This window comes from Synechococcus sp. W60.3 (assembly GCF_047502615.1).
Lineage (GTDB): Bacteria > Cyanobacteriota > Cyanobacteriia > Thermostichales > Thermostichaceae > Thermostichus.
This window is the reverse complement of record NZ_JANSHJ010000032.1, coordinates 1-23,578: the sequence shown is the minus strand read 5'-3', so window position 1 is coordinate 23,578 and position 23,578 is coordinate 1. Positions and strand designations below refer to the sequence as shown.

General features: G+C 62.1%; 18 protein-coding genes and 3 pseudogenes. 15 read left to right on the top strand and 6 right to left on the bottom strand.

What is annotated here, in order from left to right:
- Window positions 1–87: 87 nt before the first annotated feature.
- The 6 genes from NW846_RS10525 (at window position 88) to NW846_RS10500 (ending at window position 6,652) form a co-directional block, all read left to right on the top strand.
- Window positions 88–1,986 carry a TonB-dependent receptor gene (locus NW846_RS10525; RefSeq protein ID WP_414346952.1) on the top strand — a complete coding sequence of 633 codons (1,899 nt, stop codon included), beginning with the start codon at window positions 88–90 and terminating at the stop codon, window positions 1,984–1,986.
- 97 nt (window positions 1,987–2,083) lie between these two features.
- Entirely contained in the window at window positions 2,084–2,500 is a 417-nt protein-coding gene (locus NW846_RS10520; RefSeq protein WP_011429979.1) for a DUF1636 domain-containing protein, read from the top strand.
- Window positions 2,501–2,509: 9 nt separating this feature from the next.
- Complete coding sequence (locus tag NW846_RS10515; protein ID WP_414346953.1) at window positions 2,510–3,379, top strand: (2Fe-2S) ferredoxin domain-containing protein; 870 nt, start codon at window positions 2,510–2,512, stop codon at window positions 3,377–3,379.
- Between the two features lie 3 nt (window positions 3,380–3,382).
- On the top strand, window positions 3,383–4,036 hold the full coding sequence (locus tag NW846_RS10510) for a hypothetical protein (RefSeq protein WP_414346954.1): 654 nt from the start codon (window positions 3,383–3,385) through the stop codon (window positions 4,034–4,036).
- 48 nt (window positions 4,037–4,084) lie between these two features.
- Window positions 4,085–6,127, top strand: coding sequence for an ArsA family ATPase (locus NW846_RS10505; protein ID WP_240527687.1), 2,043 nt, complete (start codon window positions 4,085–4,087; stop codon window positions 6,125–6,127).
- A 66-nt stretch (window positions 6,128–6,193) separates the two neighbouring features.
- Window positions 6,194–6,652 carry an MAPEG family protein gene (locus NW846_RS10500; protein WP_414346955.1) on the top strand — a complete coding sequence of 153 codons (459 nt, stop codon included), beginning with the start codon at window positions 6,194–6,196 and terminating at the stop codon, window positions 6,650–6,652.
- Here NW846_RS10500 and NW846_RS10495 read toward each other — a convergent pair.
- The 3 genes from NW846_RS10495 to NW846_RS10485 are packed head-to-tail and all read right to left on the bottom strand — an operon-like array spanning window position 6,649 to window position 10,498.
- The gene (locus NW846_RS10495; RefSeq protein WP_414346956.1) at window positions 6,649–7,677 is read right to left on the bottom strand and encodes a DUF3326 domain-containing protein; all 1,029 of its coding nucleotides are present in this window, start codon (window positions 7,675–7,677) and stop codon (window positions 6,649–6,651) included. The two genes, NW846_RS10500 and NW846_RS10495, sit on opposite strands and share 4 nt — an antisense overlap.
- A gap of 16 nt (window positions 7,678–7,693) precedes the next feature.
- Window positions 7,694–9,151, bottom strand: a complete 1,458-nt coding sequence (gene hemG, locus NW846_RS10490; RefSeq protein WP_414346957.1) for a protoporphyrinogen oxidase — start codon at window positions 9,149–9,151, stop codon at window positions 7,694–7,696.
- 51 nt (window positions 9,152–9,202) lie between these two features.
- Window positions 9,203–10,498: a homoserine dehydrogenase gene (locus tag NW846_RS10485; protein ID WP_240527688.1), complete on the bottom strand. Its 1,296-nt coding sequence runs from the start codon at window positions 10,496–10,498 to the stop codon at window positions 9,203–9,205.
- Between the two features lie 202 nt (window positions 10,499–10,700).
- Between NW846_RS10485 and NW846_RS10480 the strand changes: the two genes are divergently transcribed.
- From NW846_RS10480 to NW846_RS10465, 4 genes are all read left to right on the top strand, one after another.
- Entirely contained in the window at window positions 10,701–11,654 is a 954-nt protein-coding gene (locus NW846_RS10480; protein ID WP_099813206.1) for a 6-carboxytetrahydropterin synthase, read from the top strand.
- Window positions 11,638–12,951 carry a DNA double-strand break repair nuclease NurA gene (locus tag NW846_RS10475; protein WP_011429970.1) on the top strand — a complete coding sequence of 438 codons (1,314 nt, stop codon included), beginning with the start codon at window positions 11,638–11,640 and terminating at the stop codon, window positions 12,949–12,951. The genes NW846_RS10480 and NW846_RS10475 overlap by 17 nt, the downstream gene beginning before the upstream one ends.
- A gap of 247 nt (window positions 12,952–13,198) precedes the next feature.
- Entirely contained in the window at window positions 13,199–16,600 is a 3,402-nt protein-coding gene (gene treS, locus NW846_RS10470) for a maltose alpha-D-glucosyltransferase (protein ID WP_414346958.1), read from the top strand.
- Between the two features lie 10 nt (window positions 16,601–16,610).
- Entirely contained in the window at window positions 16,611–17,030 is a 420-nt protein-coding gene (locus tag NW846_RS10465) for an SOS response-associated peptidase (RefSeq protein ID WP_240527689.1), read from the top strand.
- Between the two features lie 400 nt (window positions 17,031–17,430).
- On the opposite strand, the gene NW846_RS10460 is transcribed toward NW846_RS10465, so the two are convergent.
- The gene (locus tag NW846_RS10460) at window positions 17,431–17,646 is read right to left on the bottom strand and encodes a hypothetical protein (protein ID WP_414515938.1); all 216 of its coding nucleotides are present in this window, start codon (window positions 17,644–17,646) and stop codon (window positions 17,431–17,433) included.
- Window positions 17,647–18,000: 354 nt separating this feature from the next.
- Here NW846_RS10460 and NW846_RS10455 point away from each other — a divergent pair.
- The 3 genes and pseudogenes from NW846_RS10455 to NW846_RS10445 all read left to right on the top strand — a co-directional run.
- Window positions 18,001–18,132 (top strand): annotated as a pseudogene (locus tag NW846_RS10455) (IS200/IS605 family transposase); the annotation flags it as partial.
- Window positions 18,133–18,268: 136 nt separating this feature from the next.
- Window positions 18,269–19,615 carry a 16S rRNA (cytosine(967)-C(5))-methyltransferase gene (locus NW846_RS10450; protein WP_011429967.1) on the top strand — a complete coding sequence of 449 codons (1,347 nt, stop codon included), beginning with the start codon at window positions 18,269–18,271 and terminating at the stop codon, window positions 19,613–19,615.
- Between the two features lie 33 nt (window positions 19,616–19,648).
- A complete protein-coding gene (locus NW846_RS10445) occupies window positions 19,649–20,461 on the top strand; it encodes a TrmH family RNA methyltransferase (RefSeq protein WP_414348208.1) in 813 nt (270 codons plus the stop codon).
- 15 nt (window positions 20,462–20,476) lie between these two features.
- Here the strand turns inward: NW846_RS10445 and recA are convergent.
- Window positions 20,477–21,603, bottom strand: a pseudogene (gene recA / locus NW846_RS10440) (recombinase RecA).
- A 253-nt stretch (window positions 21,604–21,856) separates the two neighbouring features.
- Between recA and lgt the strand changes: the two are divergent.
- Together lgt and tsaE are read left to right on the top strand one after the other, a co-directional pair.
- A complete protein-coding gene (lgt, locus tag NW846_RS10435; protein WP_011429964.1) occupies window positions 21,857–22,711 on the top strand; it encodes a prolipoprotein diacylglyceryl transferase in 855 nt (284 codons plus the stop codon).
- Between the two features lie 3 nt (window positions 22,712–22,714).
- Window positions 22,715–23,335, top strand: a complete 621-nt coding sequence (gene tsaE / locus NW846_RS10430; protein ID WP_099812231.1) for a tRNA (adenosine(37)-N6)-threonylcarbamoyltransferase complex ATPase subunit type 1 TsaE — start codon at window positions 22,715–22,717, stop codon at window positions 23,333–23,335.
- 75 nt (window positions 23,336–23,410) lie between these two features.
- Here the strand turns inward: tsaE and NW846_RS10425 are convergent.
- Window positions 23,411–23,542: pseudogene (locus tag NW846_RS10425) on the bottom strand (hypothetical protein); the annotation flags it as partial.
- Window positions 23,543–23,578: the final 36 nt, after the last annotated feature.

The window sequence follows — 23,578 nt, the reverse complement described above, 5'->3', positions numbered from 1 at the left end:
TTGGTTTGCTAAGTGCTGCTATTGTACCCCTTGAGCCCTTAACAGGCTGTAACTGTATGTCTCAGCCTTGGGCTGGGGATCTTGAGTTTGGGGATCCCGGCCTGGGGGCAGGCAATCTTGGATACCGGCCTCAGCGCCGAGATTTTGAATCAACCCGTCACCACCCCGTTTCGCCGTCCCGGCCTGCTGCGAGAGTCTTCCCGCCCCGTCTATGTCATCACCCGCCAGCAGATGCGCCAGCAAGGGGCAAGGACGGTGCAGGAAGCCCTGCGCTACTTGCCCGGGATCCTCAGCGATGGCACAGCGGGAACTCAGTTGGGAGCTCTTAGCTCTCAATTCATGCGAGGGGCGCGAACGGCGCAGGTATTGGTGCTCTTGGATGGCCGCCCTCTCAACGATCTGGGTTTTTTCGGGGGGTTTGACCTCTCGCAAATCACCACCGATGTCGTCGAGCGAATTGAAGTCTCCCCCGGCGGCGGCTCTACCCTGTACGGCTCAGACGCCGTTGGCGGCGTGATCAACATCGTCACGGTGGAGCCGCAGCCAGAAACGGAGACGGTGCTGGAAGCGGCGGTCGGCAGCTACGGTCTCAATGAGCAAGGGATCCAAAGTCGCGGCCAAGCCCAGGATCTGGGCTGGGTGCTCAGCTATCGCCGTCTGCAAAGTAACAACGACTTTCCCTTTGCCATTGAGCGGCTGGGCAAGTCAGGCAGGCGGGAAAACTCGGCGGTGGAGTACCACAACTTGCAGGCCAAGCTCACCTGGCAACTGGCCGAAGATCAAGTCCTAACAGCCAACGCCCTCTACCTCAACAAAGCCTTTCGCGTGCCCGGCAGTGTAGAGTTTCCCTCTCCCGACGCAGAGCAAAACACCAACGATCTGCTGCTGGATCTCAGTTGGCTGTGGACTCAGGAAACAGGATCCCTGCAGGCAAGAGTCTTTTTGGACGATCTCAACTACCGCTTCAGCGCTCCGCAAAGCCAGGGATCCCGCGACGTCATCTTGCGCAATGGCTGGGGATCCCAGCTTCAATATGCTTGGCAGGCCGGCGAAAACCTAGAGGGAGTTTTGGGGGCAGATTATCGCTCTATCTCAGCCCGCAATACGACTTTTTCTTTTGCCAGGGGTTCTGCCAATATCAACTACGACGATACGGTTAACCAGGGGGCCCTGTTTGCCCGCCTGGACTACAGCCCGGATCCCCAGTTCCACCTCGACCTGGGCATCCGTCAGGACTTCAGCAGTTTGGCCAACGGCTCGGCCACCTCGCCGGCTGTGGGGATCCGGTGGGCAGTTGCCGAGGGAACTACCTTGAGGGCCAGCTACGCCGGCAGCTTTCGCACCCCCTTGATCTCGGAATTGTTCTTTCGGCTGCGCGGCTTTTTTGAAGTGGATGGCAACCCCAATCTCCGCCCAGAGCGAGGGGAGAGCTTGGACATCGGCCTGGATCAAACCTTGGGAGATTTTGGCCTGCTGCGCTTAACTTTTGCCCACAACCGCATCCGCGATGGCATCACCTTTGTCAGCCTTGGGCCGCGCCGGGGAACCTATGAAAATATCGGGCTGGTCGAATATACCGGCCTGGAAGCGGCTTTAGATTTGCGTTTGGGGGAAAACTGGACGCTTTTTGCCAACTATACCCTCAATGATCCCATCATCCGCGCTGCCCTTAACCCGGCCACAGTTGGCAAAGAGCTAGCCTTTGTAGGAGCCGATAGCTTCAATCTAGGCCTAAGCTACCGCCACGAGCAGGGCTGGTACGGCTCGATTTTGGTCCATCACATTGGGAGCTTTTTTACCAACAATGCCAATACGGAATCCCTGCCAGGCTACACCACCGTGGCTCTGCGCGGCGGGATCCCGTTGGCTGAGGCCCTGAGCCTAGAGTTGGGGATCGACAACCTGCTGGATGAGCAGTATGAAGTTTTCCCCGGCTATCCCGGAGTTGGCCGCACGCTGAGGGTGAACTTGCGGGGGCAATTTTAGCGATATCCCAGGCTGTTTTTAACTCTCCGGCTGACCACTTTTAGCGAGAACTTTCCAAGTTGATTGTCTGCTTTACGGTTTAGTTTGGATGCAACTTATGGCGATCTCAACCAACTCTCTATCTCCTAACTTTTCTCCATCGACAACTTCGGCTCAAGCTGAGGCCGAACATTACCTCTGGATCTGCACCACCTGCGGATCTCGCTGGGTGAACGGCCAAAAAGAAGGGACTAGCAAAGGAGAAATGCTCCTGGCCGCCTTGCAATCGCAAGTGCTCAATTCCCAATTGCACCTGAAGCCAGTTGCCTGTATGAGCGGCTGCAGCCATGCCTGCGTGATTGCCCTAGCAGCCCCGGGGAAGATGACCTATGTCTTTGGCGATCTCGATCCAAAAGATGTAGAGCCAATCTTACAAACGGCGGAGCTGTATTTGACAAAGCCCGATGGGATCCTGCCCTGGGCAGAGCGCCCCATCAAAAAGGGGGTGATTGCCCGCATTCCGCCAATCCAATAGGAGCAACCTATGGCCGCTTTCAGTCCCTGGATCACGCCCTTAAACCAGACTTGGCAAGAGGTTTCCCCCACCGGCTGGACAACCGTTTACGAAGGGATCCCGGCTCACATCGACTGTCTTGGGCCATTGCTCTATAAGCTCTTTCAGGAGCGCTGGGCCGAGATCCAAGTGGGCCAGGTGGTGGAGGGAGGAGTGCTGGAGGCGGCCTTCAAGGATCCCCCTGCTCTCTGTGTGCTCTACGACGGCTATTTGACCGTGGCCACCGAAACTTGGCATTTGCACCTGTGTCTAGAAGAGCACCAGGGCGGCCCCTACAGCAGAACTCCACCTGAGCTGCGCCGCAAAAGATTGGTCGGCCGCGCCGCCCTCTATCGCCGCCTCAATCCGCAGGGCCAGCCTCGCCAATGGGGGATCCAATTTTGGAACGGAGCAGAGGAATCGCTGCTGCAGATCTTTTTGCCCAGTCCCTTTTTGGGGCCAGGAGAAGACTACCTGCCCGAAGGCAAAGCCGACTATCAGAAGCTCTCCCTTTATGAACGCCTGCGGGCCATTTACGTCGAGGGAAAAGAGCGGATCCCGTATGAAGATAACCCCCTCAAGCGGCCCTATTTGGCGGTTTGCCGTTCCAGCCGCTGCTATCCTTCTCGCCACTATCAGCCCGTTGTGGAAGCTCTGCAATCGGCCCTGCGGGAAGCCAATTTGGATATTCAGGTCATTACTTCCGGATGCCTAGAAGTCTGTCAACAAGGGCCGGTGGTTTTTTACTCCGGAGATCGCACCTGGTACAAGCGGGTTACCCCCCAAGTAGCGCGGCAAATTGTCCAGGAGCATCTGCTAAAGAACTGCCCCTTGAAAGCTCACCTTTTTCCTGGAGATTAGCCTATGGTTAGCCTACAAGCTCTTGTCCAGTCCATCCCCAAGCCTCGCCGCGGGATCCCAGAAGTAATTTGGATCCAAGCCAGCCGAGATCTAGCCCAAGGTCGATTTTGGCCCAGCCTATTTACCACCATCGGCTGCCTGAGCAACATTGCCTATACCTGCACGCTTCCTTTTGTAACTGTTGGCATCATCGCGGGCACCACGTTAACTCGCCAAAGGGCAATTATTAGCGCTTCGATGATTTGGCTGGCCAACCAAATCTTTGGCTACACCTGGCACAACTATCCCCGTACACCTGATTCTTTTGCTTGGGGGTTGGTCTTGGGGATCGGCACGGTGGGGGTCGCTTTTGCTGCCGGCTACCGACCTCTGTTTTCTCAGTCCAAACCTATTAGGCCAAGGCAATTGCTGCTGAACTATCTTTGGATCCCAGCCATGCTGATCCTAGGGTTCCTTGCTTTTGAAGGGCTGATCTTGGCAGCCGGCCTGGTTCTGGGCGGAACGGAGGGCTTGACCCTGACCATCTTGGCCAAGATCTGGCTGGACAACTGGCTGTGGACGGGATTTTGGCTTGGGATCCACGCGCTGCTGGCGTGGGACAGAGGACGCCGGTTGTGGTGGGAGAGGGGAAACTTCGCTGATCTGGAGCATCCCTAAGGGAGATCCAGGCCACAATGGGGGTGACCTGTGCCAGAAGGGATCCCTTTGCAGCCTGCTCAACTCGATTGTGGCGGGAGCGCTTTCCGCCTGTCTCTCCTTTCTCCTTGCCAGCGTCTGCTGCTGTTTAGCGGCAAGGGGGGCGTAGGCAAAACCACCCTCACCTGTGCCCTGGCCCGTCACCTGGCCCAGGCGCAACCAGAGCGCCGTCTGCTGCTCCTGTCCACCGATCCGGCCCACTCCCTGGGGGATGTGCTGGGGATCCCGGTGGCCGACGTTCCCCAGCCCCTGCCGGATTGGCCCAACTTGCAGGTGCGGGCTCTCCAGGCCGAGGTGTTGCTGCAGGATTTCAAGCAGACCTACGGCCCGGCTCTGGAGCTGATTGCCGAGCGGGGCAGTTGGCTGGCCAAGGAAGATCTCCTGCCCCTTTGGGATCTGGACTGGCCGGGGGTGGACGAGCTGATGGCCATCTTAGAGGTCAACCGGCTGCTGGCGGGCCAAGAGGTGGATACAGTTATCCTGGATACCGCCCCCACCGGCCACACCCTGCGGCTGTTGGAACTGCCCGACTTTCTCGACAATTTGCTGGCGGTGTTTGCCACCTTCCAGGCCAAGCACCGCGAGGTTGTCCAATCCCTCACGGGCGCCTATCGACCGGATGAGGCCGACGCCTTCCTGGCCCGCTTGCAGAGCGAGCTGGAGGGGGGCAAAGCCCGCCTCACCGACCCGGAGAGCACTGCCGCCTGGCTGGTGCTGATCCCGGAGCCGTTGAGCGTGGCGGAGACGCGCCGCTTTTGTCAACAACTGCAAAGCCGCCGGGTGCCCATTGGCGGCCTGTTGGTCAACCAGGTGTTGTTGGGAGCCAGCGGGAGAGCGTCGTCTGGGATCCCGCCGTCCCCCCTCTACCTGGCCCGCCAGCAGGAACAGCGGCGCTGGCTAAAAGCGCTCCAAGAGGAGCTGCCTGGCTATCCCATCTGGGTTTGTCCCTATCAACTGGAGGAGCCCATTGGGCCGGCGGCCCTGGACAAGCTGGTGCAGCAGCTTCGTCCCTTGCCAGAGGTGCTGCTGCAGTTGGAAGAGATTCCCGCTAGCCCAGGGGAGCCTGTCGGCGGGATCCCCTCCCCCCCAAGGGTGGCCCTGCCAGATTTTTTGGCCCAAGGGATCCGCCTGCTGCTGGTGGGAGGCAAAGGCGGGGTAGGCAAGACCACGGTGGCCGGGGCGCTGGCCTGGAACTTGGCCCAACGCCATCCCGACCGGCAGCTCTTGCTGGTCTCCATCGACCCGGCCCACTCGCTGGGGGATCTGTTCGGGGTGAAATTGGGGCAAGATCCGCTGCCGCTGCTGCCCAATTTGCTGGGGCAGGAGATCGAGGCGGCGGCAGTGCTGGAGCGCTTCCGGCAGGAGTACCTGGAAGAGGTGGCGGCCATCTTGGCCGGCGAAGGGACGGCGGGGGTGGAGGTTCAGTACGACCCGCAGGCCTGGCGGCAGCTTTTGCAGATGGCTCCACCGGGCCTGGACGAGGTGATGGCCCTGCTGACGGTGCTGGAGCAGGAGGCCAGCGGCCAGTTCAACCTGGTGGTGGTGGATACAGCCCCCACCGGCCATCTCCTGCGCTTTTTGCAGATGCCGCAGGCCCTGGAAGGTTGGGTCAGCCTGGCCCTGAAGCTGTGGCTAAAGTACCGCGACGTGGTGGGCCGGCCGGAATGGGCGCAGCGGCTGCGGGATCTCTTAGGCCAGGTGCGGCAGCTCCGGCAGCGGCTGCGGGATCCCCAGTTTGTTAGCTTTATCCCCGTCTTCAACCCGGAGCAGGCGGTTCTGGCGGAAACCGAGCGCCTTCTGGCGGAACTGGATGCCCTGGGGATCCCTCATCCCTACGCCGTTCTCAATCGGGTTTGGCTGGAGGAGGCCACCCCCTTTGGTGCAGCGCTGCGGCGCCGCCACCAGGCCATCTTGGCCCAGTTGCCCCAGCGATTCTCCCAGCAGGCCATTGTCACCGTCCCTTTTCTGCACCCGCCCAGCTTGCAGGCCGTTGGCGCCTACTTGCTGACTCCTGAGGACCCTGCCTTGCCGGTGCCAGAAGTCTCAACCTAGGGCCTGGGAGAGCCGCTAGTCTGGAAAAGGGGCTAGTGCAGCCCCTTACTTCTGCTGCTTTTGCCTATGTTGTTCAACCTCCCCCTGCAAGCCATTCCCCTGTTCTCCATCGCAGCGGCCATCCTGTTGGTGTACCTGCCCATGGGCGTGGTGGGCTATGCCCGCGCCCGCGTCGGTTATGACCCGCATGCGCCGCGGGCGATGTTCGACCGGCTGCCTCCCTACGGCCAGCGGGCCACCTGGGCCCATGCCAACGGCTTTGAGGCCCTGGGCACCTTTGCGCCGTCAGCCCTGATAGCCTACGTCACCGGCCCCCACCCGGATCCCTGGCTGTTTGGCCTCAGCGGCGATGAAGGGGTGGCCGTGCTCTGCGGTGTGTTTCTGCTGGCGCGGCTGCTCTACAACTTTTTCTACATTGGCGACATTCCTATCGGGCGCTCCCTCTCCTTCTTGGTCGGGTCGCTGGCCACGCTGGGCCTGCTGCTCATTGGCCTGTTGCCGTTTCTGGGCCAGAACCTGGCCTAGCCGGGCAGTTGCAGGGAAGACAGGGCCACCCCAGCCCGGTGGGCCACCACCACGCCAATGGCCTCTAGGTAGGAGCTAACGGCCACATGCGGGATCCCCAACTGGCGGGGGTGGACCTGCATCACCGTGGCGTTTTCTTCGACAGCGATAAACAGGGGCGGGCGGGGGCGGCTGGCGAGGTAAAGCAGGCCGGGGCCGCCAAAGGCAGTGGCCGGGGCAATGACGCTGTCCACCTGCTCGGCCGTCAGGTCGCCCGGCTGGAGGGGATCCCCCCTCTTGACAAACTGGGGGGCATAGCTCAGCCCCGCCAAAACGGAGGGCAGGAAGGTAAACCCCACCTCTTCGGCGGCGGCGCGGGGGTGGACCGGCTTAGGGGCGGGATCGGGGTAGAAGGCGGGGGCGTGGGCACAGGGGATCCCCAGCTCTCGCACCACCAGGTGGCTGAGGATGGCCTCGGCCCCAGCCAGGGGATCGACCCCCTGCCCCTGCTCGTACCGGCTGAAGTCCAGATCGTCGGGGAAGCGGGCCACCACGGCAAGGGCCTCAGCTCCCAAGCGGACGAGCTCTTGGGCAGTTTCCAAAAGCGCATCCGGCTGGGCCAGGGATCCCTGGCTGGCCCCGGCAGGGGAGAAGCTGACGGCAACGCCCAGGGGTCGAGGAGTCAAGCGCAAGGGGCCGATGTCCAGCCCCAGCGTGGCCTGGGCGGCCTGCAGAACGTGCAGGTGGCGTTGGCGCAAGTCTTCTGGGATCCCGGCATCCAGGATGACGCCGACGCGGTTTTGCCGCACCGGCCTGAGGAACCACTCCCCGGCACAGAAGCGATCCAGGCCGTACCCTTCCACGTAGAGCACATTCCCCATCGGCCAAAACAGGGTGGCGCCGTTGAGCACATTGGGATGGGTGATGAGGCAGTCGACTGCAGCGGCCAAGGCGCGGGCCACCGGCAGAGCATCGCCGGCAAAGCCACCCACGCGGGCCCCAATGCCCGTGGGAACCAAAAGCAGCGCCGTGTAGGGGCGACCCATTGGCCACTTGGGAGGACTAGACCTGGGACAACAGCTGCTGCGCCAGCGCCTCGGCCCGCCGCACGCAATCGCCCAGGGCCACGCCATCGAGGTAGTTGGCGCATACCCAGATCCCTGGCGTCTGGGAGGCCAGGTGGGCCTGCACCTGGGCTATGCGTTGCCGGTGGCCAAGGGTGTACTGGGGGATGGCGCGGGGCCAGAGACGTTCGCCCAGGTAGACGGGCTCGGCGCGGCGGGTGAGCAGAACCTGGCTGAGCTCCTCGTGGGCAAGTTGGGCCCGCTCTTGAGGAGACAAAGCCGTGAGGGGCGGGATCCCCCGCCGGCGGGCCAAGGCCGCATCGGTGGCGCCGCCCAGGAAGCTGAGGAAGCTGTGGTAGCCCTGGGGAGCCCGCTCTGGAAAAAGGCAGGAGGCCCAGATCGTGCCCAGGGTGCGCAGGCCCTGGGAACGGGGGATGAGGTGGCCAAAGCCCCGCAGCGGCTGGGGCAGGGCCTCTTGGGGATAGGCCAGAGCCACCACCGCCACCGGCGGATAGAGGATCTCGGCCAAGAGCTGGCTGGCCGGGGGGTTGAGCTCCTGTAGCAGCGCGGCAGCCTCGTAGGCGGGGAGGGCCAGCACCACCTGGCGGGCAGCCACCCAGCGGGATCCCTCTGGGGTCTCAAAGCCCACCCAGTAGAGCTCTCCCGCCCGCTTCAGCTGCAGCGCTCGCCAGCCCAGCCGCAGGCTGTCGCCCAGCTTTTGGGCTAGGGCCTCTGGCAACTGCTGCAGCCCCTGCCTCAGATTGCCCAGTTGGCCCCGTTTGGGCGGGGGTTGGATGGCCGCAGGAGAAGGCTGGGGTCTTTGGCGCAGAGCCTGCAGGGCGCCGGCAAAGAGGCTGCCATAGCGCTCCTCCAGGCCCGCCACGCGAGGGAAAGCCGCCACGGCGCTGAGCTGATCCGGATCCCCCGCATAAACCCCCGAGGTAAAGGGCTCCACCAGGCGCTCGGCCACTTCGGATCCCAGTTGTCGCCGGAAAAACTGCCGCACCGTTTCCTCGCGTCCTGGCGGCGGCGGGACAAACCCCAACAAGCCCTGCAGAGCCCGCAGCTTGCCGCCCACGCTGAGCAGCCGTGATCCCAGGGCTGCCGCGGGGCTCAGAGGCACCGGCAACAGCGCTCCTTCCCAGTAGATGTAGCGGGGCAGCTTGGCATCGGCCAGCACCAGTTGGTCGGCCAGGCCCACCTCGGCAATGAGGTTGAGCAGGGCAGGGGTGGGGGTAAAGCTATTGGGGCCTTCCTCCCAGCGGTAGCCGTCTTTGGACTGGGTGGAAATGCAGCCGCCGACGCGGGAGCTGGCCTCCGCCAGGAGCACCGCTTGAGGGGATCCCCCCCTAGCCGATAAACCCTGCTGCAGGCGCCAGGCCAGCGTCAGGCCGCTGATGCCCGCCCCAATGACCACCACCTCCGCGTTAAGGGGTTCAGGGGTTGCAGGATTCACTGCCGCTTCCAAGGTGTTTTTCCTCCATCACGTCCGGGGGGCCAATCTTCGTTAGCGCAGTACGCGAAATAGGCTGGGGATCTCGGCCACCTGGGGAAGCTGCTGGATCTCGGCCAGCGCCTGGCGGCAGTCGGCCTCGCGCACGCTGTGGGTGAGGATCACAATCTCCGCCAACTCCTGGTGGCACTCCTTTTGGGTGATGCTCTCCAGGCTCACCCCGTGCCGGCCAAAGCAGGTGCCGATGGCCCCCATCACCCCCGGCCGATCCTGGGCCAGCACTCGCACGTAAAACTCCGACTGCGCCTCTGCCAGCGGCAGCAAGGAGGCAACAGGAGGGGAGGCGGCAAAGCCCCACAGGGGATTGGGCAACTGAGCCCCCGTCTGCAGGTGGGCAAGTAGGATAAGCAGATCCCCGACCACCGCGCTGGCGGTTGGCCCCCGGCCCGCCCCTGGCCCTGAGAGCACCACTTGCCCCAAGGGATCCCCTTGCACCCAGACGGCGTTGTCCACCCCGTGGATGTTGGCCAGCGGGTGGGTAACCGGCAGCAGGGCGGGGTGGACGCGAATATCCAGGGTTGGTTCACCTCCCTGCCCCTCGGCCCTTTGGGCGATGGCCAAAAGCTTAAAAGTATAGCCCCACTCGCGGGCGTAGCGGATGTCGGTGGAGCTGATGCTGCCGATCCCTTCGCAGGGGATGGCCTGTCGCGGTACCGACACCCCAAAAGCCAGGCTGGCCAGAATGGCGATCTTGTCCGCCGCATCCCATCCTTCCACATCGGCGCTGGGATCCGCCTCGGCGTAGCCGCGGGCCTGGGCCTGGGCCAGCGCTTCGGCAAAGGAGCTGCCCTCCTGGGTCATCTGGCTGAGGATGAAATTGGTGGTGCCGTTGACGATGCCCCAGACCGCCTGGATGTGGCTAGCCCGCAGCGACTGTTGCAAAGCCTGGATGATGGGGATCCCACCCCCCACCGCTGCCTCCAGCAACACCGCCACCCTGGCCTGGGCGGCAGCCTGGAAAATCTCCTCGCCATAGCGGGCAATGACCGCCTTGTTGGCTGTGATCACCGGCTTGCCGTGGTCGATGGCCTTTAGGATCAGGCTGCGGGCCGGCTCCAAGCCGCCCATGAGCTCAATCACCGCGTCAATTTCGGGATCCGACACAATCCCCTCTAGGTTCGTGGTCAGGCGCTCGGGCGGGATCGCCACCTGCCGCGGCTTGTCCAGGGAGCGCACCCCCACCGCCGCAATCTCAACTGCCTGCAAGAGGGGGTGAGGAGGGCGCTGTAGAATCTCGACCACGCCCGTGCCGACCGTACCCAGCCCCAATAGCCCAACCCGATAGACCACAGCCGCTCCCTCGGGCCCAAAGACTTTCTTACCTTTACCAGGTTGACACACTCTTGGCCCCCTAGGGCGAGATTTTGGCCATCCATCCCCAAGGGCTTCAGGAGGAAGGCGCGCCGAGCCAGGCGCAGGGATCCCTCGCCGCAGGGGCAGTGCTGGTTTGGAGTTTATGCTGAAGGAGGGATCCCTTTCTCTCATAGCCCTCATGTCCAGAACCTGTACCATCTACCGCCGCGCCCACTTTGCCGCCAGCCACCGCTACTGGCTGCCGGAGCTCTCCGAAGCTGAGAACCTGGCCCGCTTCGGCTCCCACGCCCGCTTTCCCGGCCACGGCCACAACTACGGGCTGGAGGTGGGCTTGACGGGGGAGGTGGATGAGTACGGCATGGTGCTCAACCTCTCCCAGGTCAAGCAGGTAATTCGGGAGCGGGTGATTCAAGAACTGAACTTCGCCTACCTCAACCAAGTCTGGCCAGAGTTTGCCCAAACCCTGCCCACCACCGAGTTCATTGCCTACACCATCTGGCAGCGCCTAGCCGACGCGCTGCCGCTCAGCAGTGTGCGCCTCTACGAAGATCCCCAGCTTTGGGCCGAATACCGAGGAGAAGCCATGCAAGCCTATTTGACCGTTGCCACCCACTTTAGCGCCGCCCACCGCTTGGCCCTCGATCACCTCAGCCTGGAAGAGAACACTGCCATCTACGGCCTCTGCGCTCGCCCCCACGGCCACGGCCACAACTACGGCCTGGAGATTACCGTCAAGGGATCCATCGACCCGCGCACAGGGATGATCGTGGATTTGGCAGCTCTGCAGCGGGTGATTGAGGAGCAGGTGGTGAAGCCCCTGGATCACACTTTCTTGAACAAAGACGTCCCCTACTTTGCCCAGGTGGTGCCCACCGCCGAAAACATCGCCCTCTACGTCCAGCGGCTGCTGACTTTGCCCCTGCGCGAGCTGGGGGTGCAACTGCATCGGGTTCGCCTGCAAGAGAGCCCCAACAACAGCAGCGAAGTCTACGGGGAGTTTCCGCTAGAGGAGCTGGGCGCAGCTACCGCTGCCACCACATACCCCGCGAGCGAGGGCAAGAGGGATCCCTCCGAAGTGGAGCCCCTGGCCGCCGGCAGGGCTGAGCCAGCCGCCTATGCTGGATCTGGTTAAGCTGAGCGGGCAGATTCCCGCCTTTGCCCGCCACCTGCAGCAGGAGTCGAAGGCCAACCAAGAGCGTCTGCGCCTGGCCTTGCAGGAGTTTGCCCGCCTGCAGCGAGAACCCCAAACCTGGCAGTCGCGCTGGGCGGAGTGGAGCTCCCATCTCGCCTTTACCTGCGCCAGCCCCGCCGAGCCGCCGGAAACCTGGGGATCCCTGCCCAAAGTCGAGCCCTTGCAGGGGCCGCACACGGTGGTGGCCACCGACGGCTCCCAGATCCTGCCCAGCCACCACGAGATTGCCTACTGCTCGCTCATCAACATCGGGCGGGTGGCTCTCCACTACGGCACGCAAGAGTGGCCGCTGCTGGACAGCCAGCCCCTGCTGATCTACGGGCAGGAGCCCTTTGCTCAACCTGAGCGATCCAACTCTCTTCCAGGAACAGCCCTCCACCCTCTTCGCCACCGACCCAGCCGATCGCGTAGGCAGGCCGTAGGCCTTGGGGAAGAAGATCGCGGGGAGGGGGGGGAGATTGCGTTGGATGCCGAAGCGGTGCTGGCTTTGCGGCGGGCTCAGGCAGAGCTGGAGGAGCTGGCCCAATTGGCCCTGCCGCTGCCTAGGAGTCGCCCCGTGCTAGCGCTGCTGGATGGATCCCTCATCCCCTGGGGGCTGGAGCCGCTGCCCAAGCCAGCCCAGCGTCCCTGGCTGGATCCCATCCTGGCAACTCTGGAGCAGTTGCGGGCAGCTCGCATCCCCCTGGTGGGCTACATCAGCGCTTCCCGCAGCAGCGAAACCCTCAACTATCTGCGCCTGGGGTTGTGTCCCTACCTGGGCTGCGACTGCTATCGCTACTGCGCCGGCGAGAAAACTCCCCCCTGCCAGCCCTTTGCCCCCCTAGCAGATCGCGTTTTTTGGGGATCCCTGCTGCAGCCGGGAGAGCGCAGCCCCCTCTGGCGCAGTGGCGCCAGCGTCTTGGAGACTTTTGGGGAACACCACATCCACTGCTGTTACTTGAATGTCGGCGCAAACCCTGGGGAGGGATCCCTGCCGGAGATCGCCCGGCTAGAGTTTCCCGCCTGGGTGGCTCAAGACGCCGAGTTGCTGCAGCGGGCCCTGGCCGGAGTGCTAAGCCAGGTGCAAAAGGGCTTTGGCTACCCCATCGCCCTGGCGGAAGCCCACCATCTGGCCGTGGTGCGCAGCGGGGATCGGCAGCGCTTCTTCGCCTTGATCGAGCAGGAGCTGATCCGCGCCGGCCTGCGCCATGTAGCCGTCTCCCGTAAGGAAGCCCAGAAGCGAACCGGCATCGCCTAATTGGTGCCAGTGCTGCAAAACCCTTCATCCCTACCTCCCCTCTCCCTCAGGGAGAGGGGCTGGGGGTGAGGGCTCCCCCTGGGAGAGGGGCTGGCGGTGAGGGGTTAAAATCACCCTGTCAGACCCAAAACCGCATCGCCTACCGGGATCCCTGGCACCCCAGAAAAGGCTGCAGCCTATTGAGGGGATCCCTGTTCAACGGTTAGGGTTGCCAAGGTGTCCAAATCCTGTCTCTGTTGCCGATATGATGAGCCAAGCCCCTCTGCGCAGCCTCGTCTCTCCCTTAACCTACAACCCCCTCTGGTACAAAGACGCGATCATCTACGAGCTACCGGTGCGCGCCTTTTTCGACAGTGATGGCGATGGCGTGGGCGACTTCCAGGGTTTGACCGAAAAGCTGGACTATTTGCAGGATCTGGGCATCACGGCCATCTGGCTGCTGCCCTTTTTCCCTTCCCCGCTGCGGGATGATGGCTATGATGTTTCTGATTTTACCAACGTTAACCCCGCGCTGGGCACCCTAGAGGACTTTAAAATCTTTCTAGATGCCGCCCACCAACGCGGGATCCGCGTCATCATCGAGCTGATCCTCAACCACACCTCCGATCAGCATCCCTGGTTTCAGCGGGCTCGGCGCGCCGCCCCCGGCACCCCTGAGCGGGACTTCTACGTCTGGAGCGACACCCCGGAAAAGTACAAAGAGGCCCGCATCATCTTTCAGGACTTTGAAACCTCCAACTGGGCCTGGGATCCGGTGGCCAAGGCCTACTACTGGCATCGCTTCTACTCCCACCAGCCGGATCTCAACTACGACAACCCCGCCGTGCAGAAGGCCATCTTCGAGGTGGTGGACTTTTGGTTGAGCATGGGGGTGGACGGCCTGCGGCTGGACGCCGTGCCCTACCTATACGAGCGGGAGGGAACCAACTGCGAGAACCTGCCGGAAACCCACGCCTTCCTCAAGGCCCTACGCAAATACATTGACGAAAGATATCCCAACCGCATGCTGCTGGCAGAAGCCAACCAGTGGCCGGAAGATGCTGTGGCCTACTTCGGCGACGGGGACGAGTGCCACATGGACTTTCACTTCCCCCTGATGCCGCGGCTGTTCATGGCCATCCAGATGGAGGATCGCTTCCCCATCATCGACATCCTGCAGCAGACTCCCCCCATTCCCGAAACCTGCCAGTGGGCCATCTTCCTGCGCAACCACGACGAGCTCACCCTGGAGATGGTCACTGACGAGGAGCGCGACTACATGTACCAGGTGTACGCCAAGGATCCCAACGCGCGGGTCAATCTGGGCATCCGCCGCCGCTTGGCGCCCCTGCTGGGCAACAGCCGCCGCCGCATCGAGCTGATGAACAGCCTGCTGTTTTCTCTGCCCGGCACGCCGGTCATCTACTACGGCGACGAGATCGGCATGGGGGACAACATCTACTTAGGGGATCGCAACAGCGTGCGCACGCCGATGCAGTGGAGCGCCGACCGCAACGCCGGCTTCTCTCGGGCTAACCCGCAGAAGCTCTACCTGCCCATCGTCATCGACGCCGAGTACCACTACGAAACCGTCAACGTGGAAGCGCAGCGGAACAACCCCTATTCCCTGTGGTGGACGATGAAACGGATGATCGCGGTGCGCAAGCGCTTCCAAGCCTTTGGCCGGGGCTCTTTTGAGCTGCTGCACCCGGAAAACCGCAAGGTGCTGGCCTTTATGCGGGCCTACGGCGACGAGCGCATCCTGGTGGTGGCCAACCTCTCCCGCTACGCGCAGTTTGTGGAGCTGGACTTGGCCCACTGGGAGGGGCTGATCCCGGTGGAGATCTTCGGGCGCACGCCGTTTCCTCCCATCGGCCAACTGCCCTATTTCCTGACCCTGGGCCCCCACTCCTTCTACTGGTTTTCCCTCGAGCCGCAGCGACAAACGGAGCGGATCCACCCCAGCCACAGCAAGCCAGAAGAGTTGGATCGCCTGCCCACCCTGCTGGTTCAAAACGGCAGTTGGGAAAGCCTCTTCCAGGGGGAAAGCCAAAAGCAGGTGGAGGCGGTGCTGGGCGACTACCTCTACCGCTGCCGTTGGTTCGGCTCCAAAGCCCGCCAGATCCAGTCGGCCCAGATCTTGGATGCCATTCCCTGTAACCGGGAAGGGGATCCCCCCTTTCGGGGCCAGATTTTGCTTTTGCAGGTCGAGTTTACCGAGGGGGAGGCAGAACTCTACTCTTTACCCGTGGGCTATGCCATCCAGGAGGCGGCCATGCACCTGCGCGTAGAGGCGCCCCAGGCGGCGATTGTCCCTGTGCAAGTGGCTGGGGAGCCGCCGGGCGTGCTGTTCGACGCCCTGGCCGATAAAAGCTTTTTGTCGTTGCCGCTGCAGATCATCGCCCAGCAGGGCCGTCTGCGCCACTCCTCAGGGGAGCTGTGGGCCACCACCTTTGCCCCTTTTGAGTACCACCTCGGCCTGGAACCCCGCATCCTCAAGGCGGAGCAGAGCAACACCTCGGTGGTCTACGGCAGCCAGTACATCCTCAAGTTCTACCGCAAGGTGGCCGAGGGGGTAAATCCAGAGCTGGAGATCGGCCGCTATCTGCTGGAGCACCATCCCCAGGTGCGGGTGCCGCGGCTGTTGGGATCCCTGGAGTATCGCCGCCGCCGTGGGGCGCGGGGCTTTGATCCCGGCGATCAGCCCATCACGTTGGCCATCTTGCAGGAGTACATCCCCAACGAGGGGGATGCCTGGCACTACACGCTGGACAGCCTGGGGCAGTTTTTCGAGACGGTGCTGGTTCATCACGCAGAGGCGGAAGCGGTGCCCGTGCCGCGGGGATCCTTTCTGGAACTCTCGCACCTTCCCTTGCCGGAGCTGGCCTACGCCACCATCGGCAGCTACCTGGAGTCGGTGCGGATCTTGGCCAAGCGCACCGCCGAGCTGCACCTTGCCTTGGCCGCCGACACCGAGAACAAGGACTTTGCCCCCGAGCCCTTCTCCAGTCTCTACCAGCGCTCCATCTATCAATCGATGCGCAATTTGGTGGGGCAGGTGTTTCCGCTGCTCAACAAGCAGATCCCCAAGCTGCCCGAACTGGAGGCTAAGTTGGCCCGCACCGTTCGCGACCAAGAAGGGGGGATCATGAGCCGCTTCCGCCTCATCCTGGAGCGGAAGATCACGGCTTTGCGCACCCGCTGCCATGGGGATTACCACCTGGGCCAGGTGCTGTTTACCGGCAAGGACTTTGTCATCATCGACTTTGAAGGGGAGCCGGCCCGGTCGCTAGGAGAGCGCCGCCTCAAACGCTGCCTCCTGCGGGATGTGGCGGGAATGCTGCGCTCTTTCCACTACGCCGTCCACACCGGCTTGCGCCAGCAATTGGAAAGCGGGCTGGTTTGCGGGGACAAGTGCCCTGACATGATGCGCTGGGCCCAGTTTTGGCACCGCTGGGTCTGCGCCGCCTTCTTGGCCGAATATCTGCAGGTGGCTTCTCAAGGGGCTTTTCTGCCCCGCAGCCCGCAGGAGCTGGAAGTGCTGCTCGAGGCCTACCTGCTGGAGAAGGCCATCTACGAGCTGGGCTACGAGCTCAACCACCGCCCCGAGTGGGTGGAGATCCCGCTGCGGGGGATCCTGCAGTTGCTGGGCATTTCCACCAAGGTCTGAGGGATCCCAGATGTGCGGACGGTTTAGCCTGGCAGTTGCCCCCGAACGGCTGCAGCAGCATTTTCCAATCGAGAGGGGGGCAGTTGGGGCGCTCCAGCCCCGCGACAACATCGCCCCTTCTCAGCCGGTGCTGGCGGTGGTGGCGGGATCCCTGCAGCGTCAGGCAGTCCATTTCCGCTGGGGCTTGATCCCCAGGTGGAGCCAAGCTCCCCAGGCTGGGTGGATCAATGCCCGCGCCGAGACGGTGGCCGAAAAACCCTCTTTCCGCCAGGCCTTTTGCCGCCGCCGCCTCCTGATCCCGGCAGATGGCTTCTATGAGTGGGTCGGCCGGGGCAAGCAGGGGAGGCAACCCTACTGGTTTTACCTAGTGGAGCGACTGTTGACACTCCCACCCAGGGGATTCTTACGCAGCCCACAAAAGAACCCGTGACGGCGTTGTCAAAGCGCCTCTAGACAGTTCCTTCACGCAAAGCCCCAAGGTTCTGCTGACTTTCTTAAGCAGGTTGGCGGCAGCATTTGCCTCAGCCTTGACCAACCACCCCTTTGCCGTTTGGTACAGGCCCCGCTTGACACGCTTTCCAGAGGGTCTCCACCCGTCGGGTTTTTCACCATAATTAGGTAGCTCATCTCCATCTAGGAAGCTTGCCTGCGAGCTGTACGCTTCCTCTACCTCAATAAACTCCATGCCATAATGCCAACATAATTGCGCGATACGCTTCTTGAACCGACCTGTTGGAATGAAAACAAAGTTTTGGTTAAAACCGCATTCTTATTTTTGTTCTTTGTTCCAACCGAAGAGGATTCTCCCAATTGAGTGGTGTAAACAGAAGTCAATGACCTTGCCCGCAGCTTTGTGGACCGCATTCTCCGGTTTCCGTAATTCGACGAAGCTTTTGCAACCAAAACCCCCGCAGCTTGTGAGTCTTGAGCCTAGCCAGCTCCTTGTTGTGCCACTGGTTGAAGGACTTGACTTTGCGGCCATCAATGATGAAGCTGTGCCCTAAGTTGCTAACGCACGTAAGCCAGTTGTTGACTCCGTGGTCAATTGCTAGAGCTTTTCTCGGATCCAGTGATTTGGTCTGGGCAGGCTTGGCATAGACCCACTCCAGCTACAGACTTACACGTCTGTTGTGCGGCGGAGACATACATTGCGATGAAGTGCTTGCTTTGGGTTCTCCCCATCTCAGCGCAAAGCGCACCATAGCTTGCCCATCGCTTCGTTTTGAAATAGACTTGTCTCGCATAGTACAAAGCACAGTTGTACACCTTATTAGACTGTTGACACAAGTACTCTAATAGGGGGACTAGCTCCCTGTTCCTGACTCGAACCTGCTGACAGCCGCACTCCATCATTGTTGGCAAGCGGCATGACAACCGCAGTCTGACATGGGCAAGCGATAGTGCGAGAGGAAAGTCAACGGTACAATCACTACAACCATGGTGTGGGGCTAGCGGTTGTTCATCTCATTTTTTGGCCAAAGAGAAGGAAAAAGGTGTTGGTGGGAGAAGTCAGGAACAGGTTGTTTGAGCTATGAAACTATATCAACGACCCCCATCATGGGTAAGCGACTAAAGTGGCTAGCGGGCTTTTCCGGCGCGCACTCAAGTGCGGGGCTACCAAGCTATCCTTTTGTGTCGGGAAGCAACCTGATCTTTTTTGGAGCGGCCATGAACGCGCGTCAACTGGCCCTCTTGGCTCTGCAGAAGATCGAGCGGCACAACGCCTATGCCGACGTGGTGCTAGAACACTTGTTGGCCCATAGCCGCCTGATCCCTGCCGACTGCCACCTGGTCAGCGAGTTGGTGTATGGGATTACCCGCCGTCGCCGCACCCTTGATGCCCTGATCGACTGCTTTGCCCGGCGCCCCGCCCACCAGCAACCGCTCGATTTGCGGCTGATTCTCTACCTTGGCTTCTACCAACTGGCTTTTCTGGATCACATCCCGCCCAGGGCCGCCATTCACACCAGCGTGGAGCTGGCCCGCCAGGTGGGCCTGGGATCCCTGACGGGGGTAGTCAACGGCATCTTGCGCGCCTACCAGCGGCAAGCGTTGGATGGGGCGGAAAAGGATCCCCTCAAGCCCTTGCAGGACACTCTGCCCACTGACCCGATTCAGGCCTTGGGGATCCGGCATAGCTTTCCCGATTGGCTGGTGCGCCTCTGGTGGGAGCGCCTGGGACCAGCCGAGACCGAGCAGTTGTGCGCCTGGTTCAACCAGCCGCCCCACCTGGATCTGCGGGTCAACCCGCTGCGGGCGGATGTGGACAAAGTCATCCAAGCCTTGGCAGAAGCGGGGATCCCTGCCTCACCCATCCCTGAGGTGCCGGGCGCCCTGCGCCTGGGACAACATGCCGGCGACATCACGGCCCTGCCCGGCTTTGCCCAAGGCTGGTGGAGCGTTCAGGATGCCAGCGCCCAGCAGGTGGTGCACTATCTGGATCCCCAGCCGGGAGAGCGAGTCATCGACTGCTGCGCCGCTCCGGGCGGCAAGACCACGCATATGGCCGAGCAGATGCAGGATCGCGGCGAGATCTGGGCCCTGGACCGCCATCCCCACCGCCTGCGCCGCCTAGAGGAAAATGTGCAGCGCTTGGGCTTGAGCTCGATCCGTCCCCTGGCCATCGACCTGCTCTCCCTGGACGCCGCTGCCGAACCTCCTGCACCCCTGCCCCCGTGGCAGAGCGCCGACCGAGTGTTGTTGGATGCCCCCTGCTCCGGCTTGGGCACCCTGCACCGCCACGCCGACGCCCGCTGGCGGCAAACCCCCGCCCAGATTCAAGAGCTGGCCCATCTGCAAGCTCAGCTTCTGCAGGTGGCAGCCCGGTGGCTCAAGCCGGGCGGACTGTTGGTGTACGCCACCTGCACCCTGCATCCTGCCGAAAACGAGGCAGTCATCCAGTCTTTTCTGAACCGGCATCCCCACTGGGCTGCCGAAGGGGATCCCCTGCTCATCTGGCCTCATCGCCAGGATCGGGATGGATTTTTTATCCAACGGTTGCGTCGCCGCGATTAAGCCTTCCCCGCCCCATCTCTCCTCTTCCTCCGCATGGCTTCTGAGCTGCTCACCAGCCCCAAAAACCCTTGGATCCGACAGTTGCGGCAGTTGCACCGCAGCAAAGGCCGGCGAGAACAGGGCGCCTTCCTGGTCGAGGGATCCCACCTCCTCGAAGAGGCGCTGGGGGTCGGCTGGCCTCTGCGAGCTGTCTGCTACACCTTCGACTGGGCTGAGCGTCACCCCCGCTTGTTGGCCAGCCTGCCCAAGCATCTGCGGCGGCAGGCCGTCAGCTTGGAAGTGATGGCGGCCCTCTCTACGACCGAGTCTCCGGAAGGGGTTGTAGCTGTGGCCGTTAGCCGGCAAATCGCCTCCCCTCCCCCAGAGACGCTGCGCCTGGGCTTGGTGGTCGAAACGCTGCAAGATCCAGGTAATTTGGGATCCCTGATCCGCGTCGTGGCGGCCACCGGAGCCGATGGCCTCTGGCTAAGCGCAGACAGCGTCGATCCGGAAAACCCCAAAGTCCTGCGGGCCTCCGCCGGCCAGTGGTTTCGCCGCCCGCCTCAGGTTCTCTCTGACTTGCCCGCCTGGATCCAGTCCTGTCGTCGCCAAGGGATCCAAGTTTTGGCCGCCACCCTCGCCCCTCTGGCCACCTGTTACTGGGATCACGACCTCACTCGGCCAACCCTTTTTCTCTTGGGCAACGAAGGGGCTGGCCTGCAGGAATCGACGATCCAACTGGCCGATGCCCAGGTGCGGATCCCGATGGCTGCTGGCGTCGAGTCCCTCAACGTGGCCATGACCGGGGGATTGCTGCTCTACGAAGCTTTGCGCCAGCAGCGAGCCCAGTTGAGAGGCACAGCTTGAAGAGCCGCCCTCGTTTCAAAACTCCTCATCTGCAAAGATGGGGGCCTCAACCTCTTCCTGCTCTCCCTCCTCTATCCCCCCCGGTCGGCTGGCAGAAACCGTTACCCCTGCAGAAAGTTTTTCCCGCACAGCCGCTTCCACCTCCGCCAGGATCTCCGGCTTTTCTTTCAGGTAAACGACCAGATTGTCTCTCCCTTGGGCCACATTTTCCTCTTTGTAGCTGTACCAGGAACCGCGTCGTTTGAGAATGCCCATCTCTCCTCGGCCAGATCGATAATGCAGCCGATGTTGGAGATGCCCTGGCCGAAGATGATGTCGAATTCTGCCCGCCGGAATGGGGGAGCAACTTTGTTTTTCACCACCTTGACCCGCGCCCGGATCCCGTATTCTTCAGCACCTTTCTTCAGAGTTTGCACGCGGCGAATATCCAGCCGCACCGACGCATAGAACTTGAGGGCATTGCCGCCAGTGGTGGTTTCCTGGGGGCCGTAGCCGATGCCGCCGATTTTGGAGCGCAACTGGTTGAGGAACAGAACAATTGACCCGGTTTTGCTGACGTTGCCGGCAATCTTGCGCAGCGCTTGGCTCATCAGGCGGGCCTGTAACCCCACATGGGCGTCTCCCATATCCCCCTCGATCTCGGCGCGGGGAACCAACGCTGCCACCGAGTCCACCACCACAATGTCCACAGCAGCAGAGCGCACCAGTTGATCGACAATCTCCAGGGCGGCCTCCCCCGTGTCCGGCTGGGAGATGAGCAGATTCTGGATATCTACCCCCAAAGCCGCCGCGTAGGCGGGATCCAGCGCGTGCTCGGCATCCACAAAAGCAGCCGTTCCCCCTCGTTTTTGCACCTCAGCGATGGCGTGCAGAGCAACCGAGGTTTTCCCAGAAGATTCCGGCCCGAAGACTTCGATGATTCGCCCCTTGGGGTAGCCACCGCCCATGGCCAAGTCGAGGGTGATAGCGCCGCTGGGTATGGTCTCCACCCGCATCTGGGCCGCATCTCCCAGGCGCATGATCGCCCCTTTGCCAAAATTGCGCTCGATCTGGCCCAACACCTGATCCAGAGCTTTGCGTTTCTCCGACTTCAACTTGTCCAAGTCGTCGCCGTTGTTCACGTCGGCAGCTTTGCGGGCCATAACCAGCACCCTCCCCCAGGAGTCGCGGTGGAAAATCAAGCCTGCATTCTAACATTGTCGCCTTGTTGCCCCCAGCGGATCCCTTGATCTCCCTCCAATTGCAGTCAGCTCGTACCTTGCCTCGGTTCCAAGCTCCCCTCTCCCTGAGGGAGAGGGGCTGGGGGTGAGGGCCGCTCCCTGAGGGAGAGGGGTTGGGGGTGAGGGTCGCAGAACAGGTAGAGTGAGCTAGAAAGACCGGTTTAGGAATACTGCCGTGTTCACGACCCTGGTGTTGCGATCCCCCGGTCCAATTGTGTTTAGCTGGGGGCCATTCAGCCTACGCTGGTATGGCCTGCTGATCGGCTTAGCAACCGTTTTGGGCCTGTTTCTAGCTCGCCACCTGGCGGCACGGCGCGGTCTTCCCCCCAATTCCATGTCCGATCTGCTGCCGTGGCTGGTGGTGGGATCCCTGCCCCTTGCCCGTTTTTACTACGTGGCTTTTGAGTGGGAGCGATATCGAGATGGCCCTTGGTGGAAAGTCCTGGCCCTCTGGCAGGGGGGAATGGCCATCCATGGCGCTTTGCTCGGGGGCACTGCAGCGCTTTACCTGTTTGCCCACCGGCATCGGCTCAACTTCTGGCTGCTGGCCGATTGCATCGTTCCTTCCCTCAGCCTTGGCCAGAGCATCGGTCGCTGGGGCAACTTCTTCAACAACGAGGCCTATGGAAAGGCTTTGTCTCCGGCTAGTTCTCTGTGGATCCAACTGCAGCTCCCCGACGGATCCCGCGTGCATCCCACTTTTTTGTACGAATCCCTCTGGAACCTCGGCCTCTTCGGGATCCTGCTCTTTTTGAACTATCGGCGCCAGCCTCCGCCCGGTAGCCTCCTGGGCCTCTACCTGCTGGGGTATAGTCTTGGACGCTTCTGGATCGAGGGGCTGCGCGCCGACAGCCTCATGCTGGGGCCCCTGCGGGTGGCCCAGGGGGTGAGCCTACTGCTCATCGGAGCTGGCCTGGCCCTGATGCTGACCGCTCAAAGACGTGCTTCTGCTCACCTGAGCCCAGTGAGGCCCTCACCCGCTCTCTCGACAGGGATCCCTGCCCCTGAGCACCCCCCGAAGGAGCCGTAAGCCATGGCGAGCGCACGAGATGAAGAGCTTTGGCAACAAGCTTCCCCTCTGGTGTTGTCCTCTGCCGCTGCCACCCAATCGCTGGCGGCCCTGGTGGCTCAGGCCGCCGTTCGCCTCCTCAGAGGCCCGCAACACAGCCCCCAGCGCAGGAGCAAGACAGACTCCCCTCCCGGCCTGGTGATCCTTCTAGAGGGCAATCTGGGCAGCGGCAAAACCACCTTTGTGCAGGGGCTGGGGCAAGGGCTGGGGATCCCGGAGCCCATCGACAGCCCCACCTTCGTGCTGGTGCAGGAATACCACACGGGACGGATCCCTCTTTTTCATTGCGATCTCTACCGTCTAGAGTCCGCCTCTGGCGGAGCCGAGTCCTCAGCTCTGGACGATCTGGGGCTGGAAGAACTTTGGAGCCAAGCTGGGATCACCGCCATCGAGTGGCCTCAGTACCTGCCCTACTGGCCAGCAACCTACCTCTGGCTGTGCCTAGAAGCCCATCCCCAGGCAGAGGGATCCCGCCTGCTGTATGCCAAGGGCAAAGGATCCCAGCTCGCCCACCTTTGGCAACAAGTTCTCTCTCAATTCACCCAGCAAGACCCTCAAGAGAACGGGATTCTCTTCTCCTCCTGAAAGGGGATCCCGAATTCGTATGGACTTACCCTCAACCCAAGAGCCAAAACTCGCGCAACTGAAAAGACGGAGCTCACTTTCCTCGGCAATAGCCACGCCATCCCCTTCTCGCAAGGGCAGCCCGTTCAGAGTCGCATTGCCCCGGGCTACCTGCAGCCACCCATAACGCTCCTTATCCAAGCGTTGGCTGGTGGGTGGTATTGACATATGGGTTGAGGTGGGGGTAAGGTAGTAAAGCGCCAG

Bases quoted from the DNA above. Each gene is read 5' to 3' on its own strand.
- NW846_RS10520 (WP_011429979.1), top strand. From the start codon at position 2,084: ATGGCGATCTCAACCAACTCTCTATCTCCTAACTTTTCTCCATCGACA.
- NW846_RS10515 (WP_414346953.1), top strand. From the start codon at position 2,510: ATGGCCGCTTTCAGTCCCTGGATCACGCCCTTAAACCAGACTTGGCAA.
- NW846_RS10510 (WP_414346954.1), top strand. From the start codon at position 3,383: ATGGTTAGCCTACAAGCTCTTGTCCAGTCCATCCCCAAGCCTCGCCGC.
- NW846_RS10500 (WP_414346955.1), top strand. From the start codon at position 6,194: ATGTTGTTCAACCTCCCCCTGCAAGCCATTCCCCTGTTCTCCATCGCA.
- NW846_RS10495 (WP_414346956.1), bottom strand. From the start codon at position 7,677: ATGGGTCGCCCCTACACGGCGCTGCTTTTGGTTCCCACGGGCATTGGG.
- NW846_RS10480 (WP_099813206.1), top strand. From the start codon at position 10,701: ATGTCCAGAACCTGTACCATCTACCGCCGCGCCCACTTTGCCGCCAGC.
- NW846_RS10475 (WP_011429970.1), top strand. From the start codon at position 11,638: ATGCTGGATCTGGTTAAGCTGAGCGGGCAGATTCCCGCCTTTGCCCGC.
- treS (WP_414346958.1), top strand. From the start codon at position 13,199: ATGAGCCAAGCCCCTCTGCGCAGCCTCGTCTCTCCCTTAACCTACAAC.
- NW846_RS10465 (WP_240527689.1), top strand. From the start codon at position 16,611: ATGTGCGGACGGTTTAGCCTGGCAGTTGCCCCCGAACGGCTGCAGCAG.
- NW846_RS10450 (WP_011429967.1), top strand. From the start codon at position 18,269: ATGAACGCGCGTCAACTGGCCCTCTTGGCTCTGCAGAAGATCGAGCGG.
- NW846_RS10445 (WP_414348208.1), top strand. From the start codon at position 19,649: ATGGCTTCTGAGCTGCTCACCAGCCCCAAAAACCCTTGGATCCGACAG.
- tsaE (WP_099812231.1), top strand. From the start codon at position 22,715: ATGGCGAGCGCACGAGATGAAGAGCTTTGGCAACAAGCTTCCCCTCTG.